Source organism: Curtobacterium sp. MCLR17_059, from assembly GCF_003234665.1.
In the GTDB taxonomy this organism is placed as follows: Bacteria; Actinomycetota; Actinomycetes; order Actinomycetales; family Microbacteriaceae; genus Curtobacterium; species Curtobacterium flaccumfaciens.
This window is the reverse complement of sequence record NZ_QKSU01000003.1, coordinates 212082-227304: the sequence shown is the minus strand read 5'-3', so window position 1 is coordinate 227304 and position 15223 is coordinate 212082. Positions and strand designations below refer to the sequence as shown.

The following is a 15223-nucleotide window of genomic DNA, read 5'->3' as shown; positions in this document are numbered from 1 at the left end:
GCGACGGTACGCGTCGCGACCCCGGAACGGACGGGAGGCCCGTCACCAGCTGGTGACGGGCCTCCCGTCCGTCCGTGCGGACGTCGTCAAGCCGCCCTTGCGGACGTCATCAGGCGCGCGCGGACCGGATCCGCTCGGTGAACGCGGCGTGCAGCGGGTGCTCCGCGGTGAGACCGGTGATCTGCGTGGCGACTTCCGCGTCGGACGCGCCCGACGCCAACAGCGCCTGCAGCTCGACGCTCTGCTCGTCGTCCGCGACGTCGAAGCGGAGCGCCGCGGCCATCGCGTCGAGGAGCGCGGTCGGCTCGGTGCCGTCCTCGGCCAGCGCGGCGGCGGGCGAGACGAACCGCTCGTCGCGCGACAGCTTGCGGAGCGGCTGACGGCCGACGCGGGTCACCGTGTCGGGCAGGTGCGGGTTCTCGAACCGTCCGATGATCGCCTGCACGTACGCGCGGTGCACCTCGGGGTCGAGCTCGTGCCGGCGGATGAGCAGGTCGCTCGTCTCGGCGAGCACGGACTCGAGCTCGGAGCGCACGGCGGGGATCGCGATGGCGTCGGAGATCTTGTCGGCCCCGGCGACGAAGCCGTGGTACGCGACGGTGGCGTGCCCCGTGTTGACGGTGAAGAGCTTGCGCTCGATCGAGGCGGCGAGTCCGTCGACGTAGTGCGCGCCGGGGATCTCCGGCTCGTTCCCACCGAACGGCGTGCGGTCGATGGCCCACTCGAAGTAGGTCTCCACGGTGACGTCGAGTCCGCCACCCTCGGGCTGCGCGGGCACGATGCGGTCGACGGCGGTGTTCGCGAAGACGGCCTTGGCCAGGGCGGCGTCGCGGCCGTCCTCGGGCAGGGCGGCGACGATGAACTCGCGCAGGCGGTCCGTGGCGTTGAGGGCGTTCTCACACGCCATGACGGCGATCGGCGCGGCGTCCGCGTCACGGGCGACGAGCGCGCGGGCGATGACCGGGGCGATGAACTTCAGGACGTTCGGGCCGACGGCGCACGTGACGATGGCGGCCTTCGCGATCTCGGCGACCACGCCGTCCTCGTCCTGTGCGCTGTTCAGTGCGCGGAAGTTCGCGACCTCGTGGTCCTGGGCCCCGGCCCCGACCTCGTGCACGGTGTACGAGTCGGCTGCGGCCAGGGCATCGATGAGCGGGGCGGCGACGTCGGCGAAGACGACCTCGTACCCGGCCTCGTGGAGCAGGAGCCCGACGAAGCCGCGGCCGATGTTGCCGGCGCCGAAGTGGACGGCGGTGCTGGTGCTCACTCGTTGACCTCGCCGAGGATCGACAGGATCGCGGCGGTGTCGGCGGCGTCGGTGAGCTTCTGGACCTCGTCCTCGTCGGAGAACACGATCGCGATCTTCGACAGGATGTCGAGGTGCTCGTTGTTCACGCCGGCGATGCCGACGACGAAGCGCACGGGGTTGCCGTCCCAGTCGATCGGGCTGGCGTAGCGGATGAACGACAGGGCGGACGACTTGATGGCGTCCTTCGCGTCGTTGGTGCCGTGCGGGATGGCGAGGAAGTTGCCCATGTAGGTGGACACGCTCTTCTCACGCTCGAGCATGGCCGGGTAGTAGTCGGCCGTGACCGCGCCCGCAGCCTCGAGGATCTCGGCCGCCTCCTTCATCGCTTCCGACTTGGTCGGCGCGGTGTCCTCGGTGTGGATGCGGATCTGGCTCTCCTGCAGGACGGGCATCGGGGGTTCTCCTTGTGTTGAGGACGAGATGGAGGGGACGGGTCAGCCCCGTCCCCTCCGATACTGCACTTCGTTACTGGTTGTGGCGTTACTGGTTCTTCAGCTGCTCGACGACCTGGTCGTACTGCGGAGCGTTCATGAAGTTGCCGACCGACACGTGCTGCGCGTTCGGGTTCTTCTGCTTCGCGCGGTCCGTCAGTTCTTCCTGCGTGATGATCAGGTCCTCGTCACCGGACAGGTTCGCGATCGCCTTGTTGGAGACCGTGACCCCTTCGATGCCCGCCTTCTTGATCTTGTTGCGCAGGACGCTGGCGCCCATCGCACTCGAGCCCATGCCGGCGTCGCAGGCGAAGACCAGGTTCTGGACCTTCGTCGCCGTCGCCGTGCTGGCCGAGCCGACGCCGCCGAGGGAGGCCTCGGCCTCTTCCTCGTTGGCCGGGGAGTTGTTGCCGAGCAGGCCGGCGGTCGCCGAGTTGACGTCGCGGCCCTTGTTCGCCTGGAGCTTCGCCATGGCGGCGCTCATGTCCCCGCCACCGTTCGCCAGGTCGCGCTTGCGGCTGGCGAGGAGGAAGAAGGACGAGACCGCGAACGACACCGCGGCGGACAGGATGACCGACAGGATCACGCCGAGGAAGCTGTTGCGCTCCGTGGCACCGAGCACCGCGAAGATCGAGCCGGGCGACGCCGGGGCGACGAGGCCGGACTGGAACGCGACGTTCGTGGCGACACCCGTGGCACCACCGAGGATGACGGCGATGAAGAGGATCGGCTTCTGCAGCACGTACGGGAAGTAGATCTCGTGGATGCCACCGAAGAACTGGATGATGATCGCGCCGGGAGCGGTCGAGCGGGCGATGCCGACACCGAAGAAGGTGAAGGCGAGCAGCAGACCGAGGCCGGGGCCGGGGTTCGCCTCGAGCAGGAACAGGATCGACTTGCCCGACTCGGCGACCTGCGCCGCACCGAGCTGGTCGAGCACACCGTGGTTGATGGCGTTGTTCAGGAAGAACACCTTCGCCGGCTCGATGATGACGCTGGCGAGCGGCAGGAGCGAGTGCTGCACGAGGAAGTCCACCGCGGAGCCGAGGCCCTCGGCGATGAGCTTGAACAGCGGCGCGAGCCAGAAGAACCCGATCATCGCGAGGACGAAGCCCAGGATCCCGGCTGCGTAGTTGTTGACGAGCATCTCGAAGCCGGGCTTGATCTTGCCGTCCCAGATCCGGTCGATCTGCTTGATCAGGTAGGCACCGAGCGGACCACAGATCATCGCGCCGAGGATCATCGTGGTGCCGGAGGCACCGATGATCACACCCATGGTCATGATCGACCCGACGACGGCACCGCGGGTGTCGTAGATCATCCGGCCGCCCTGGATGGCGATCGCGAGCGGGATCAGGTAGGTCAGGATCGGGCCGACGAGGCCGGGGTTGGCGACGCCGGCCGTCTCACCGAACCCACCGAGGACGCCGACGGGCGTCCACCCGGTCTCGATGAAGAAGGCCGTGATGATGCCCCACGCGATGAAGATCGCGATGTTGGGCATGACCATGCCGGAGAGGAACGTGCCGAACTTCTGAACGGCGACGCGTGCGCCGCCCCGCGACTTCGCGGGTGCGTCGGGCGCTGCAACGGACGACGTTGTCATGTGCGGTGACTTTCTGTGTGGTGGAGCTGCTGCGTGGTGCTGGGAGGGGTGGTGCTGGGCGTGGTGGGTCAGGCGGCGTGCACCGCGGACGCGGCAGCGGACTTCGCGGCCGCCGCCGTGCTCGCGGCGAGTGCCGCCGTCGCCATCTCGCGGGCCTGTTCGAGCGTGTAGCGACCGAGTTCGGCGCGCACGTCGGCCAGGGCCGCGGGGGTCATGGAGAGGGTCGTGGCGCCGAGACCGACCAGGACGACGGCGAGCAGCGGGTCGGCTGCTGCCTCACCGCAGATCCCGACGGCCTTGCCGGCGGTGGCGCCCGCGGAACCGAGCTGCGCGACGAGGCGCAGGACGGCGGGGTGCCACGGGTCCTGGTAGGACGCGACGGTGCCGAGCATGCGGTCGGCGGCCATCGTGTACTGGGTCAGGTCGTTCGTGCCGATCGACACGAAGTCGGCGTTCTGGAACACCTGCTCGGCCATCAGCGCGAGCGACGGCACCTCGGCCATGACACCCGCGGTGCGGATGCCGAGTTCACGGGCCAGGGTGACGAAGTACTCGGTCTCCTCGGCGTCGGCGACCATCGGGGCCATGACCCACAGGTCGGCCTCGGTTGCGGCGTCGGCCTGGGCGAGCGCGGTGAGCTGGTCGCGCAGGACCTCGGGGTGGTTCCGCAGGGCACGGAGACCGCGGCGCCCGAGGGCCGGGTTCTCCTCGTCCTTGTCGGTGAGGAACGGCAGGGGCTTGTCGGCGCCGGCGTCGAGCGCGCGCACGACGACCTTCTTGCCGGGGAACGCCGCGAGCAGCTGGCGGTACGACTCGGTCTGCTCGTCGACCGTGGGGGCCTTCGGCGAGTCGAGGAAGAGGAACTCGGTGCGGAAGAGCCCCACGCCCTCCGCACCGAGAGCAACGGCGCCGGCGGCGTCGGCGGGGCTGCCGAGGTTCGCGAGCAGGGGCACGACGTGGCCGTCGGCGAGGGCACCGGCGGTGAGCGGCGCCGCTGCGGCGGCGAGACGCTCGGCGATGCGGCGCTCGACGTCCGCGACCAGTGCGGCGTCGGGGTCGGTGACGACCGTGCCGGCGATGGCGTCCACGACGACGGACTGACCGTCGGTCAGGTCGTCGGCACCGGTCACGCCGACGATGGCGGTGATGCCCTTGGCGCGGGCGAGGATCGCGGTGTGCGAGGTCGGGCCGCCGTCACGGGTGACGAGTGCCAGGACCTTCTCGAGGTCGAGCAGCGCGGTGTCCGCCGGGGCGAGGTCGCGGGCGACGAGGACGAAGGGGGTGTCCGACTCGGGGACGCCGGGGGCGTGCACGCCGCGGAGCTTCGCGATGATGCGCTGGGCGACGTCGTCGAGGTCGGCCGCGCGCTCCCCCATGTAGCCGCCCATGCCGACGAGCAGGTCGCGGAACTGGGCGAACGCCTCGTACACGGCACGCTCGGCGTTGGTGCCACCGTCGATGCGGGTGTGCACGTCGTCGAGGAGCGTCGGGTCCTGCGCCATGAGCGCCTGGGCCTCGAGCACGGCCTGGGCGTCGCCACCGGCGAGCTGCCCGCGCTTGTTGAGGTCGTCCGCCACGGCGGCCAGTGCGTCGTGCACGGCCTGCTTCGCGTCGTCCGCCGAGCCGACCAGGGCGTCCTTCGACGGTTCGCCGAGCGGGTCAGCCATCCGGAGCACGGGGCCGTGGGCAACGCCACGGCCGACGCCGGTGCCGAGCAGTTCGGACATTCGAGACTCCTTCATCTCACACGCGCTTGCGGTGGGGTGGATCGTTCGGTGCACACGACACGGGAACAGACCACGCCCGTGCGGCTGATCAGCACACTACCCCGCTTCGCGTTGACAAACAAACACATCCGGGGATAAAAATGCAGAAACAGATGCCCGTTTGCGTCTGGCGGATCGAACGCAGGGGACGACATCGCCGATGTCGTGCCCGAGCATGTCCGTTCCGTTCCGACCCGAGACGACGAGGTCCGATGTACGCACCAGAACGCCACCAGCGCATCGTCGAGCAGGCGCGCGCGCAGGGCCGGGTGGACGTCAAGGACCTGGCCGAGCTGCTCGCCGTCACGCCCGAGACCATCCGCCGCGACCTGACGAGCCTCGAGCGCCGCGGCCTCGTCCGGCGCGCGCACGGCGGCGCGATCCCCGTCGAGCGGATCACCCTGCACCCCGGCGTCGGGGACCGCGGCGGCATCAACCAGACCGAGAAGATGGTCATCGCCGAGGCCGCCCTGGCGGAACTGCCCGAGAACGGCTCGATCATGATCGACGCCGGCACCTCGACCATCTGCCTGGCCGAGCTGCTGCCGACCGACCGCGGGCTGACCGTCGTCACGCACTCGCTCCCCGTCGCCACCGCCGTCGCGAACCGCCCGGGCATCGACCTGCACCTGCTCGGCGGCAACATCCGCAGCGACTCCCTGGCCGGCGTCGGCACCTGGACGCACCAGCTCATCGGCATGGTCAGCGTCGACGTCGCCTTCATCAGCATCAACGGCATCACGCCGGAGCGCGGCCTGACGACCCACAACATGGCCGAGGCCGCCGTGAAGAGCGCGATGATCAAGTCCGCACGACGGAGCATCCTGCTCGCCGACCACACCAAGTTCGGCCGCGAGGAGTTCGGTCGCGTCGCCCCGCTCGCCGCGATCGACACGATCATCACCGACCCCGCCGTCAACCTCGACCTGGTCCGCGAGGTCGAGGCCGCCGGCACCGAGGTCTTCTGGCCCGGCCGACCCTGACCGCGCCCCGTCCCCGCCCACCCAGTGCTCGCTAGCATGAGCCAACCACCCATCGACAGGAGTACATCGATGTCCGAAGCCACCCGCACCGTGACCGTCGCCAGCGCATCCGGCCTGCACGCTCGCCCCGCATCCCTCTTCGTCCAGACCGTGACGGCGTCGGGGCACCAGGTCACGATCGCCAAGGGCGACAAGTCCGGGAACGCCGGCAGCATCCTCGCCCTGCTCGGGCTCGGCATCGAGAACGGCGACGAGGTCACCCTCACCGTCTCGGGCGACGACGCCGAGACCACCGCGGACAGCCTGGTCGAGTTCCTGAAGACGGACCACGACGCGGCCTGATCGCGCAGGTCGCGTCCTGCACGCGACCACCAGACGGACGGGAGGCCCGTGGCTGCGCAGCCACGGGCCTCCCGTCCGTCGTCCGGTCGCCGCTACGGCGCGATGGGCGGGATCGCGCGCAGCTCGCCCCAGGCGAAGGAGCTCTCGGCGATGAAGTCCTGCAGGTCGTCGGCGAGGTCGTGGAGGAGTCCGGGCAGGTCGTCGACGTCCTCGACGAGGCTCCTCGTCCCCTGGGTCTCGCCCCCGATCTCCCAGACGACGCTCATCGAGCCGTCGATGAACTCGTCCTCCTCGTGGTCGAGTTCCCAGTCCCCGTGCGGGCTCACCCAGAAGCGGGCGGAGCGGAACTCGTCCGGACGGAGCATCTGCGCTGCCACGGGTCGGAACGCGGCGAGCAGCTCGCCGACGGTCATCACGACGGTCATCACGACGGTCATGGGCAGATCGTACGACCGAGGGCTGTCGGCACCCGCCGATAAGGTGTTCTGCATGACACGCCTGCGCCTCGCATCCGTCAACGTGAACGGCGTCCGCGCCGCCTTCCGCAAGGGCATGGGCGACTGGCTCGCCACCCGCGACGTCGACGTGCTGGCCCTGCAGGAGGTGCGCGCGTCGAGCGACGACCTGGCGGCGCTGCTCGGCGACGAGTGGGACATCGTGCACGACCCGGCGACCGCGAAGGGCCGGGCCGGCGTCGCGATCGCATCCCGACACTCCGCCCAGATCCACCGCGTCGCGCTCGGCCCGGACGACTTCGACTCGGCCGGCCGCTGGCTCGAGGCCGACTACGAGATCGGCGGGACGACCGTCACGGTGGTCTCCACGTACGTGCACTCGGGCGAGGTCGACACCCCGAAGCAGGACGAGAAGTGGAAGTTCCTCGACGCGATGACCGAGCGACTGCCGGCGCTCCGCGAGCACAACCCGCTCGCGGTCGTCGTCGGTGACCTGAACGTCGGGCACGACGAGCGCGACATCAAGAACTGGAAGGGCAACGTCAAGCGAGCCGGCTTCCTGCCGCGCGAGCGCGCCTACTTCTCGCGGTTCTTCGGCGCCGACGGCGAACCGGTCGAGGGTGCCGACGGCTCCACGGGCCCCGGGCTCGGTTGGGTCGACGTGGGCCGCGCCCAGGCCGGCGACGTCGACGGCCCGTTCACGTGGTGGTCGTGGCGCGGACAGGCGTTCGACAACGACACCGGCTGGCGCATCGACTACCAGATGGCGACGCCCGACCTGGCCGCCAAGGTCACGGAGTACACGGTCGACCGCGCCGCGGCGTACGACCAGCGATGGTCCGACCACGCCCCCGTGGTCGTCGACTACGAACTCTGACCCCTCTTCTCTCGCTTCACCTGACGCACCGGAGCACCACCATGACCAAGACCCGCATCTTCTCGGGCATCCAGCCGTCCGCCGGATCGCTGCACCTCGGCAACTACGTCGGGGCGCTCATGCAGTGGAGGACCCTGCTCGACGACTACGACGCCATCTACTGCGTCGTCGACATGCACGCCATCACCTCGCCGCAGGACCCGGCCGAGCTCCGCGCGAACACCCGGGCCACCGCTGCGCAGTACATCGCGTCGGGCATCGACCCGTCCAAGGCGACGCTGTTCGTGCAGTCGCACGTGCCCGCCCACGCCGAGCTCGCCTGGGTGCTGAACACCCTGACCGGCTTCGGCGAGGCGAGCCGGATGACCCAGTTCAAGGACAAGTCGGCACGCCAGGGCGCCGAGGCTGCGTCGGTCGGGCTCTTCACCTACCCGATCCTGATGGCCGCGGACATCCTGCTCTACGACACCAAGGTCGTGCCGGTCGGTGACGACCAGCGACAGCACGTGGAGCTCACCCGCGACCTGGCCGGACGCTTCAACTCGCGGTTCGGTGACACCTTCGTCACCCCCGAGGCACGGATCCTGACCGAGACCGCGCGCATCTACGACCTGCAGGACCCGACCAGCAAGATGAGCAAGTCCGCAGCGTCGGACAACGGCCTCATCCGCCTGCTCGACGACCCGAAGCGCACCGCGAAGAAGATCAAGTCGGCCGTCACCGACGCCGAGCGCGAGATCCGAGCCGACCGCCAGACGAAGCCCGGTGTGACGAACCTGCTGTCGATCCTGTCGGCGTTCACCGGCACCTCGATCGCCGCGCTCGAGGAGTCGTTCGCCGGCAAGGGCTACGGCGACCTGAAGGGCGAGGTCGCCGACGCCGTCGTGGCCGAGCTCGAACCGGTCCGCGCCCGCACGCTCGAACTGCTCGACGACCCGGCGGAGCTCGACCGGCTGCTCGCCGTCGGCGCCGACCGCGCCGAGTCGATCGCGCAGGAGACCCTGGCCCGCGTCTACGACCGCATCGGGTTCGTCCCGCGGTCGCGCGGCTGACCGTGCAGCCCGTCACGCTCGAGTCCGCACGGGTCCGGCTCGACCTGCCCACCCGCACCGACACCGCGGCGATCACCGAGGCCTGCCAGGACCCGGAGATCGTCCGGTGGACGACGGTGCCGACGCCGTACCGCGAGCAGGACGCCCGGACCTTCGTCGACGCCCTGGTCGGACCGGGATGGGCCTCGGACCGCGAGTACACGTGGGCGATCCGACCGGCCGGTTCGACGTGGCTCGCGGGCATCATCAGCTACCGCACCGCCGGTCGTGACCTCGGGTTCTGGCTCGCACCGTCCGCGCGCGGTGCCGGACTCATGCACGACGCCGTCCGGCTCGTGGTCGACTGGGCGTTCGAGCAGGGCGCGCCGGACGTCTACTGGGAGTGCTACGAAGGCAACGCAGCGTCGGCAGCGGTCGCCCGTGCGGCAGGGTTCTCGTTCACGGGCCTCGGCGCAGCCCGGGTGCCGGACCGGGACGGCGGCCCGACCGCGGCGTGGACCGCACTGCGACGCGCCGACGGCACCCCAGCCTCCGAGCTCCCCTGGCCCGTCGCCTGAACGCGCTCGCAACCGTGGTGACGTGTCACCCAACCACCGCCGGTAGGCTCGGCCCGTGAGCGACACGGCACGACCCACCGAGGTCCGGGCGATGCGCCGCGGGCTCGAACTCGCGGCCCTCGGGCCCGTCGTCGGCGACCACGCCCGCGTCGGTGCCGTGATCCTCTCCCCCACCGGCGAGGTCCTCGCCGAGGGGTGGCACAAGGGCGCCGGCACCCCGCACGCCGAGGTCGACGCGATGGCCAAGGTCGACCCGGCACTGCTGCGCGGTGCGACGGCGGTCGTCACCCTCGAACCCTGCAACCACGTCGGCCGCACGGGGCCGTGCGCCGTGGCCCTGCTCGACGCCGGGATCGCCCGGGTCGTGTACGCGATCGACGATCCCGGCGCCGACGTGCACGGCGGCGCCGACCGACTCCGTGCCGCCGGGGTCCAGGTCGTCTCCGGGGTCCTGGCCGACCAGGCCGAGGCGTTCCTCGAACGCTGGCTGCTCTCGGTCCGGCTCGGCCGGCCGTGGGTCACCGTGAAGTGGGCGTCCAGCCTGGACGGGCGCGCCGCCGCTGCCGACGGCACGAGCAAGTGGATCACCGGCGCCGCCGCACGCCAGCACGTGCACGAACAGCGCGCCGCCCACGACGCGATCCTCGTCGGCACCGGCACCGTCCTGGCCGACGACCCGAGCCTGACCGCGCGCGGGGACGCCGGCGAACTGCTCGCCGACCAGCCCCTCGCCGTGGTGCTCGGTGACCGCCCGGTGCCGGCCGACGCCGCGGTCCGTCGGCACCCGCGCGGGTTCGTCACCCTGCCCGGACACGACCTGGCCACCTCGCTCGGCGCACTGCGCGGGCACGGGGTGCACTCGGTGTTCGTCGAGGGTGGCCCCACGGTCGCCTCGGCGCTCATCGCCGCCGGACTCGTCGACGAGTACCTGGTGTACATCGCCCCGGTGCTGCTCGGCGGCCCCCGTGTCGCTCTCCACGACCTGGGGGTGGGAAGCATCTCCGACCGTCGGCGGTTGGACGTACTATCGACCACCAGCCTCGGCCCCGACCTGCTGGTCCGAGCCCGACCGCAGCGTCACCAGCACCAGCACCAGCACGACCGCCAGCAGCAGCACGACGCGACACCCGGGCTCGGGAACGACGGGCCCACGAACGACCGGAGCACCCCATGACCGATGCGCTGACCTCCCCCACGCCGGGGAGCCCGGTCAAGTTCGAGGTGTCGACGAACGTGCCGACCACCCACGGCACCTTCCAGATGCGCGCCTACCGCGACCTCGTGACGAGCGCGGAGCACGTCGCGATCATCGGCACCCTGCCGGACGGCTCGATGCCCGCCGACGGCGCACTCGTCCGGGTGCACTCCGAGTGCCTGACCGGTGAGGCCTTCGGCTCGCTGAAGTGCGAGTGCGGCCCCCAGCTCGACGCCGCGCTCGACACCATCGCGGCCGAGGGCGGTGTGGTCATCTACCTGCGCGGGCAGGAGGGCCGCGGCATCGGCCTCATCAACAAGCTCAAGGCCTACCGCCTGCAGGAGGACGGTCTCGACACCCTCGACGCCAACCTCGCGCTCGGCCTGCCCGCCGACTCACGAGCCTACGGCGGCGCCGCGGGCATCCTCGCCGACCTCGGCATCACCCGGGTCCGGCTGCTGTCGAACAACCCCGAGAAGCGCCGCCAGCTCGAGGAGCACGGCATCACCGTCGACTCCCTCGTGCCGCTCGTCGTCGGCATCTCGGCGCAGAACGCCGGGTACCTCGACACCAAGCGCGACCGGATGGGCCACCAGCTGCCCGAGCACCTCGAAGCGGGTGCCGGCGCGGGCGCCTGAGCACGAACGGGCGACGGACGCTGCGGCCAGCTGACTCTGGGCTGATTCGCAGGCAGACGACATCTGTCGTATGATCGGGCTTCCGTCACAAGCGGTCCCCCCTTCAGCCGAACGCACCCGATCGGTGCCCGCGCCACCCCGCGCGAACCGATCGGTGTCCGCCGTTTCGGATCCTCGTGCTCCCCGTCGGGAGCACGCAGCACGGAAGACCCCGCCCTGTCATGACCGCCGCCCCGGCACCCGCAACCCCCACCTCCGCTCCGGCACCCGCCGGCAACCCACGCTCCCGCGTCGTCATCGCGAGCCTCGTCGGCACGTCGATCGAGTTCTACGACTTCTACGTCTACGCGACCGCCGCGGTGCTCGTCTTCCCGACGCTGTTCTTCCCGAACGAGGACCCGACGGCCTCGCAGCTGTCGTCCTTCGTCACCTTCGCCCTGGCGTTCTTCGCCCGGCCGGTCGGGTCGATCATCTTCGGGCACTTCGGTGACCGGATCGGCCGCAAGACCACCCTCGTCGCGTCGCTGCTCGTGATGGGCACCGCCACGTTCCTGATCGGCTGCCTGCCGACGTTCGACACCATCGGCGTCTGGGCCCCGGTCCTGCTCGCCGTGATGCGCTTCGCCCAGGGCGTCGGGCTCGGCGGCGAGTGGTCCGGCGCGGCCCTGCTCGCGACCGAGAACGCGCCGAAGGGCAAGCGCGGCGTGTTCGGCTCGATGCCGCAGCTCGGTGCCCCGATCGGCTTCCTGCTCGCGAACGGCCTGTTCATCGCGATCAACGCGGCGATGCCCGCCGGCGCCGACGGCACCCCGAACGCCGACTTCCAGGCCTGGGGCTGGCGCATCCCGTTCCTGCTCTCCGCCGTGCTCGTCATCATCGGTCTGTACGTGCGCTTCAAGCTCGTCGAGTCGCCGGTGTTCCGCGGTGTGCAGGAGTCGGGCACGGTCGCGAAGGTCCCGCTCGGTCGGGTGTTCCGCACCTCGTGGCGGGCCGTCATCGTCGGCACGTTCGGCATGGTCGCCACGTACGTGCTCTTCTACTTCATGACGACGTTCACCCTGTCGTACGGCACGACCGGCTCCGAGGCCAGCGCACTCGTCCCGAAGGTCGGCCTCGGCTACACCCGTGGCGAGTTCCTGACCCTGCTCATGATCGGCGTCGTGTTCTTCGGCATCTTCACGCCGATCGCGGGGCTGCTCGCCGACAAGTTCGGCCGCCGCAAGACCCTCATCCCGACCACGATCGGCATCGCGCTGTTCGGTCTGACGTTCCAGTTCTGGTTCGCGGCGTCGAGCGGCCCGATCACCGTGGTGACGTTCCTCATCGTCGGGCTCTCGCTGATGGGGCTGACCTTCGGTCCGATGGGTGCGCTGCTGCCCGAGCTGTTCCCGACGAACGTCCGGTACACCGGCTCGGCCATCGCGTACAACGTCGCGTCGATCCTCGGTGCGTCGCTCGCCCCGACGATCGCGCTGGCGCTCTGGAAGCCGGACGGCGACATCTTCCTGGTCGGCCTGTACCTGACGATCGCGGCGGTCGTGACGCTGGTCGCGCTGCTCTTCGTGCGCGAGACGAAGTCGAAGGACATCGCCGACGCCTGATCGGCGACGCATCCGCGGGACAGGAGGCCCGGTGCCAGCTGGCACCGGGCCTCCCGTCCGTCGTGTGCGCGCCTCGCCCCCGCGCAACACGCCGTCGTGTCAGCGGGACGCCGCATGCCCGCCGAGACGCCGCCGGATTCGGCGGCGTCTCGCGCGCGTGGCGGCGTCGAACGAAGACGCCGGCGTCTGCGCACCCGATGCAGCGCGGCGAGACGCCGTCAACGCAGGTTGACGGATGTCGGTGCGTCAATGTAGGTTGACACCCATGGACCGACCGACCATCACGAGCCTCGCGGCCGGAGCATCGGGGGACGACCCGTTCTCCGCCCTCGCCAACGTGCGGGAGCTGCGCCGTGAGCTCGACCGGACCGAAGAGCTCGCTGCGCGACGTGCCCGCACCGCCGGCGCCTCTTGGCAGGAGATCGCGACGCTGCTCGGTGTCAGCCGACAGGCAGTGCACAAGAAGTACGGCAGAAACTAGGAACACGATGAGCTTCCCCTTCGCACGCCCGAAGACCTCCGACGGCCCCCGCGCCACGTTCGGTCGCCTGCTGTCCTACCTGTTCGAGAACAAGCCCGCGATGGTCGTGATCATCGTGCTGAGCGTCCTCGGTGCGGGGGCCTCGCTCGCGCAGCCGCTCCTGGTCAACCAGGTCATCACCGCGGTGCAGCAGGGCAACACCCTCAGCACGCTCGTGTGGCTGCTGGTCGGGCTCGTCATCGTCGCTGGGGTGCTGAACGGCGTGCAGCACTTCCTGCTGCAGCGCGCGGGCGAGGGCGTCGTGCTCTCCACCCGCCGCAAGCTCATCGCCCGCATCCTCAACCTGCCGATCTCGGAGTTCGACACCCGGCGCACCGGTGACCTGGTGTCCCGCGTCGGCAGCGACACCACGCTCCTGCGGGCCGTCCTGACCCAGGGACTGATCGAGTCGATCGGCGGCGCGCTCACGTTCATCGGCGCCATCGTCGCGATGGCGATCATCGACCCGCTGCTGCTCGGCATCGTGATCGTGATCGTCCTGATCGCCATCGTCGTCGTCGGCGGGCTGAGCCGTCGCATCCGGGTCGCCTCGAAGCGTGCGCAGGAGAAGGTCGGCGACCTCACCGCCGCCGTCGAACGCGGGATCGGCGCGGTCCGCACGATCCGTGCGGCCGGCGCCACCGCACGCGAGGTGCGCGAGGTCGACGGCCACGCGACCGAGGCCTACAAGCGCGGCCTCGACATCGCCAAGATGTCCGCCTTCGTCGTCCCCGTCGCGAGCATCGTCATGCAGGTCGCGTTCATCGCCGTCCTGGGCGTCGGCGGGGCACAGGTCGCAGCCGGCACCATCACCATCGCGACGCTCATCACGTTCATCCTGCTGCTCTTCATGATGATCATGCCGCTCGGCCAGGCGATGGGCGCGGCCGTCGCCGTCGCCCAGGCGCTCGGCGCGCTCGGCCGGATCGAGGAGATCCTGCACCTGCCGACGGAGTCCCAGGACGACGAGTCGGTCCGGCCCGCCGCAGCGGTCGCCACCGACGACGCCATCGCGTTCGAGCACGTCTCGTTCCGGTACCGCGCCCAGGCGGACGCCTCGGGTGCCGACGGCGCGGTCGCGTCCGACCCCGCGGACCGTCCGGGAGGCCCGGATCGCGTCGACGACGAGCGCCCGGCCGACGACGTGGTGCTCCACGACGTGTCGTTCCGGGTGCGACGCGGCTCACGCGTCGCACTCGTGGGTCCGTCCGGTGCCGGCAAGTCGACGACCCTGGCGCTGATCGAGCGGTTCTACGACCCCACCGACGGCGTCATCCGCCTGGGCGGCATCGACGTCCGCGGCATGGACCGCGACGAGCTCCGTGCCCAGATCGGCTACGTCGAGCAGGACGCGCCGGTGCTCGCCGGCACGATCCGCGCCAACCTGCTGCTCGGGTCGCCGAACGCCACCGAGGACGACTGCGTCCGGGTGCTCGAGGCGGTCAACCTCGGCGAGGTCCTGCACCGCGATCCCCGCGGTCTCGACGCGCAGGTCGGTGAGGACGGCGTGATGCTCTCCGGTGGGGAACGGCAGCGCCTGGCCATCGCCCGCGCGCTGCTCGCCGCTCCCCCGATCCTGCTGCTCGACGAGTCGACGTCGTCACTCGACGGGGTCAACGAGCAGAAGATGCGGCTCGCGATCGACGCCGTCGCCGAGGACCGCACCCTGCTCGTGATCGCCCACCGGTTGTCGACGGTGGTCGACTCCGATGTGATCGTCGTGCTCGAGCACGGCCGCGTCGTCGGCAGCGGCACGCACTCCGAGCTCGTCGAGTCGACGCCGCTCTACCGCGACCTGGCGAAGCACCAGCTGCTGGTGTGAGTGCAGGGACGGCCGCGTGCACCGCGGCCGTCCCGGCGATCCGGGCTCAGGCGGGGGCTCTGGCTCTGG

The 15223-nt window shown here is 70.6% G+C and carries 14 protein-coding genes and 1 pseudogene; 10 read left to right on the top strand and 5 right to left on the bottom strand.

Features of this window, described 5'->3' with window-relative positions:
* Nucleotides 1–109 precede the first annotated feature (109 nt).
* The 4 genes from DEJ12_RS06650 to ptsP form a co-directional block, all read right to left on the bottom strand.
* Entirely contained in the window at nucleotides 110–1267 is a 1158-nt protein-coding gene (locus DEJ12_RS06650; protein WP_111029436.1) for a mannitol-1-phosphate 5-dehydrogenase, read from the bottom strand.
* Nucleotides 1264–1701, bottom strand: a complete 438-nt coding sequence (locus DEJ12_RS06645; protein WP_071244331.1) for a PTS sugar transporter subunit IIA — start codon at nucleotides 1699–1701, stop codon at nucleotides 1264–1266. Before DEJ12_RS06645 ends, DEJ12_RS06650 begins: the two co-directional genes overlap by 4 nt.
* 88 nt (nucleotides 1702–1789) lie before the next feature.
* On the bottom strand, nucleotides 1790–3346 hold the full coding sequence (locus tag DEJ12_RS06640) for a PTS mannitol transporter subunit IICB (protein WP_071406396.1): 1557 nt from the start codon (nucleotides 3344–3346) through the stop codon (nucleotides 1790–1792).
* 68 nt (nucleotides 3347–3414) lie between these two features.
* Nucleotides 3415–5073, bottom strand: a complete 1659-nt coding sequence (ptsP, locus tag DEJ12_RS06635; RefSeq protein ID WP_111029435.1) for a phosphoenolpyruvate--protein phosphotransferase — start codon at nucleotides 5071–5073, stop codon at nucleotides 3415–3417.
* Between the two features lie 251 nt (nucleotides 5074–5324).
* On the opposite strand from ptsP, the gene DEJ12_RS06630 reads away from it, so the two are divergent.
* On the top strand, nucleotides 5325–6095 hold the full coding sequence (locus DEJ12_RS06630) for a DeoR/GlpR family DNA-binding transcription regulator (RefSeq protein ID WP_027466423.1): 771 nt from the start codon (nucleotides 5325–5327) through the stop codon (nucleotides 6093–6095).
* 69 nt (nucleotides 6096–6164) lie between these two features.
* Nucleotides 6165–6437 (top strand): HPr family phosphocarrier protein, encoded by a 273-nt coding sequence (locus DEJ12_RS06625; RefSeq protein WP_022905912.1) that lies wholly within the window; start codon nucleotides 6165–6167, stop codon nucleotides 6435–6437.
* A 92-nt stretch (nucleotides 6438–6529) separates the two neighbouring features.
* Here the strand turns inward: DEJ12_RS06625 and DEJ12_RS06620 are convergent, their stop codons facing one another.
* Nucleotides 6530–6874 (bottom strand): hypothetical protein, encoded by a 345-nt coding sequence (locus DEJ12_RS06620; RefSeq protein ID WP_111029434.1) that lies wholly within the window; start codon nucleotides 6872–6874, stop codon nucleotides 6530–6532.
* A 52-nt stretch (nucleotides 6875–6926) separates the two neighbouring features.
* On the opposite strand from DEJ12_RS06620, the gene DEJ12_RS06615 reads away from it, so the two are divergent.
* The 8 genes and pseudogenes from DEJ12_RS06615 to DEJ12_RS06580 all read left to right on the top strand — a co-directional run bounded on the left by DEJ12_RS06615 (nucleotide 6927) and on the right by DEJ12_RS06580 (nucleotide 15154).
* The gene (locus tag DEJ12_RS06615) at nucleotides 6927–7769 is read left to right on the top strand and encodes an exodeoxyribonuclease III (protein WP_071244335.1); all 843 of its coding nucleotides are present in this window, start codon (nucleotides 6927–6929) and stop codon (nucleotides 7767–7769) included.
* Nucleotides 7770–7810: 41 nt separating this feature from the next.
* Nucleotides 7811–8821, top strand: coding sequence for a tryptophan--tRNA ligase (trpS, locus tag DEJ12_RS06610; protein WP_111029433.1), 1011 nt, complete (start codon nucleotides 7811–7813; stop codon nucleotides 8819–8821).
* Between the two features lie 2 nt (nucleotides 8822–8823).
* The gene (locus tag DEJ12_RS06605; RefSeq protein ID WP_181433026.1) at nucleotides 8824–9378 is read left to right on the top strand and encodes a GNAT family N-acetyltransferase; all 555 of its coding nucleotides are present in this window, start codon (nucleotides 8824–8826) and stop codon (nucleotides 9376–9378) included.
* A 91-nt stretch (nucleotides 9379–9469) separates the two neighbouring features.
* Nucleotides 9470–10552 carry a bifunctional diaminohydroxyphosphoribosylaminopyrimidine deaminase/5-amino-6-(5-phosphoribosylamino)uracil reductase RibD gene (gene ribD / locus DEJ12_RS06600; RefSeq protein ID WP_258370487.1) on the top strand — a complete coding sequence of 361 codons (1083 nt, stop codon included), beginning with the start codon at nucleotides 9470–9472 and terminating at the stop codon, nucleotides 10550–10552.
* 29 nt (nucleotides 10553–10581) lie between these two features.
* Nucleotides 10582–11211: pseudogene (ribA, locus tag DEJ12_RS06595) on the top strand (GTP cyclohydrolase II); the annotation flags it as partial.
* A gap of 221 nt (nucleotides 11212–11432) precedes the next feature.
* On the top strand, nucleotides 11433–12812 hold the full coding sequence (locus DEJ12_RS06590; protein ID WP_110863353.1) for an MFS transporter: 1380 nt from the start codon (nucleotides 11433–11435) through the stop codon (nucleotides 12810–12812).
* Nucleotides 12813–13077: 265 nt separating this feature from the next.
* A complete protein-coding gene (locus tag DEJ12_RS06585; RefSeq protein ID WP_027466417.1) occupies nucleotides 13078–13293 on the top strand; it encodes a hypothetical protein in 216 nt (71 codons plus the stop codon).
* Nucleotides 13294–13300: 7 nt separating this feature from the next.
* Nucleotides 13301–15154, top strand: coding sequence for an ABC transporter ATP-binding protein (locus DEJ12_RS06580; protein WP_111029429.1), 1854 nt, complete (start codon nucleotides 13301–13303; stop codon nucleotides 15152–15154).
* Nucleotides 15155–15223 lie beyond the last annotated feature (69 nt).

Bases quoted from the DNA above. Each gene is read 5' to 3' on its own strand.
- DEJ12_RS06645 (WP_071244331.1), bottom strand. From the start codon at position 1,701: ATGCCCGTCCTGCAGGAGAGCCAGATCCGCATCCACACCGAGGACACC.
- DEJ12_RS06640 (WP_071406396.1), bottom strand. From the start codon at position 3,346: ATGACAACGTCGTCCGTTGCAGCGCCCGACGCACCCGCGAAGTCGCGG.
- ptsP (WP_111029435.1), bottom strand. From the start codon at position 5,073: ATGTCCGAACTGCTCGGCACCGGCGTCGGCCGTGGCGTTGCCCACGGC.
- DEJ12_RS06630 (WP_027466423.1), top strand. From the start codon at position 5,325: ATGTACGCACCAGAACGCCACCAGCGCATCGTCGAGCAGGCGCGCGCG.
- DEJ12_RS06625 (WP_022905912.1), top strand. From the start codon at position 6,165: ATGTCCGAAGCCACCCGCACCGTGACCGTCGCCAGCGCATCCGGCCTG.
- DEJ12_RS06620 (WP_111029434.1), bottom strand. From the start codon at position 6,874: ATGACCGTCGTGATGACCGTCGTGATGACCGTCGGCGAGCTGCTCGCC.
- DEJ12_RS06615 (WP_071244335.1), top strand. From the start codon at position 6,927: ATGACACGCCTGCGCCTCGCATCCGTCAACGTGAACGGCGTCCGCGCC.
- trpS (WP_111029433.1), top strand. From the start codon at position 7,811: ATGACCAAGACCCGCATCTTCTCGGGCATCCAGCCGTCCGCCGGATCG.
- ribD (WP_258370487.1), top strand. From the start codon at position 9,470: ATGCGCCGCGGGCTCGAACTCGCGGCCCTCGGGCCCGTCGTCGGCGAC.
- DEJ12_RS06590 (WP_110863353.1), top strand. From the start codon at position 11,433: ATGACCGCCGCCCCGGCACCCGCAACCCCCACCTCCGCTCCGGCACCC.
- DEJ12_RS06585 (WP_027466417.1), top strand. From the start codon at position 13,078: ATGGACCGACCGACCATCACGAGCCTCGCGGCCGGAGCATCGGGGGAC.
- DEJ12_RS06580 (WP_111029429.1), top strand. From the start codon at position 13,301: ATGAGCTTCCCCTTCGCACGCCCGAAGACCTCCGACGGCCCCCGCGCC.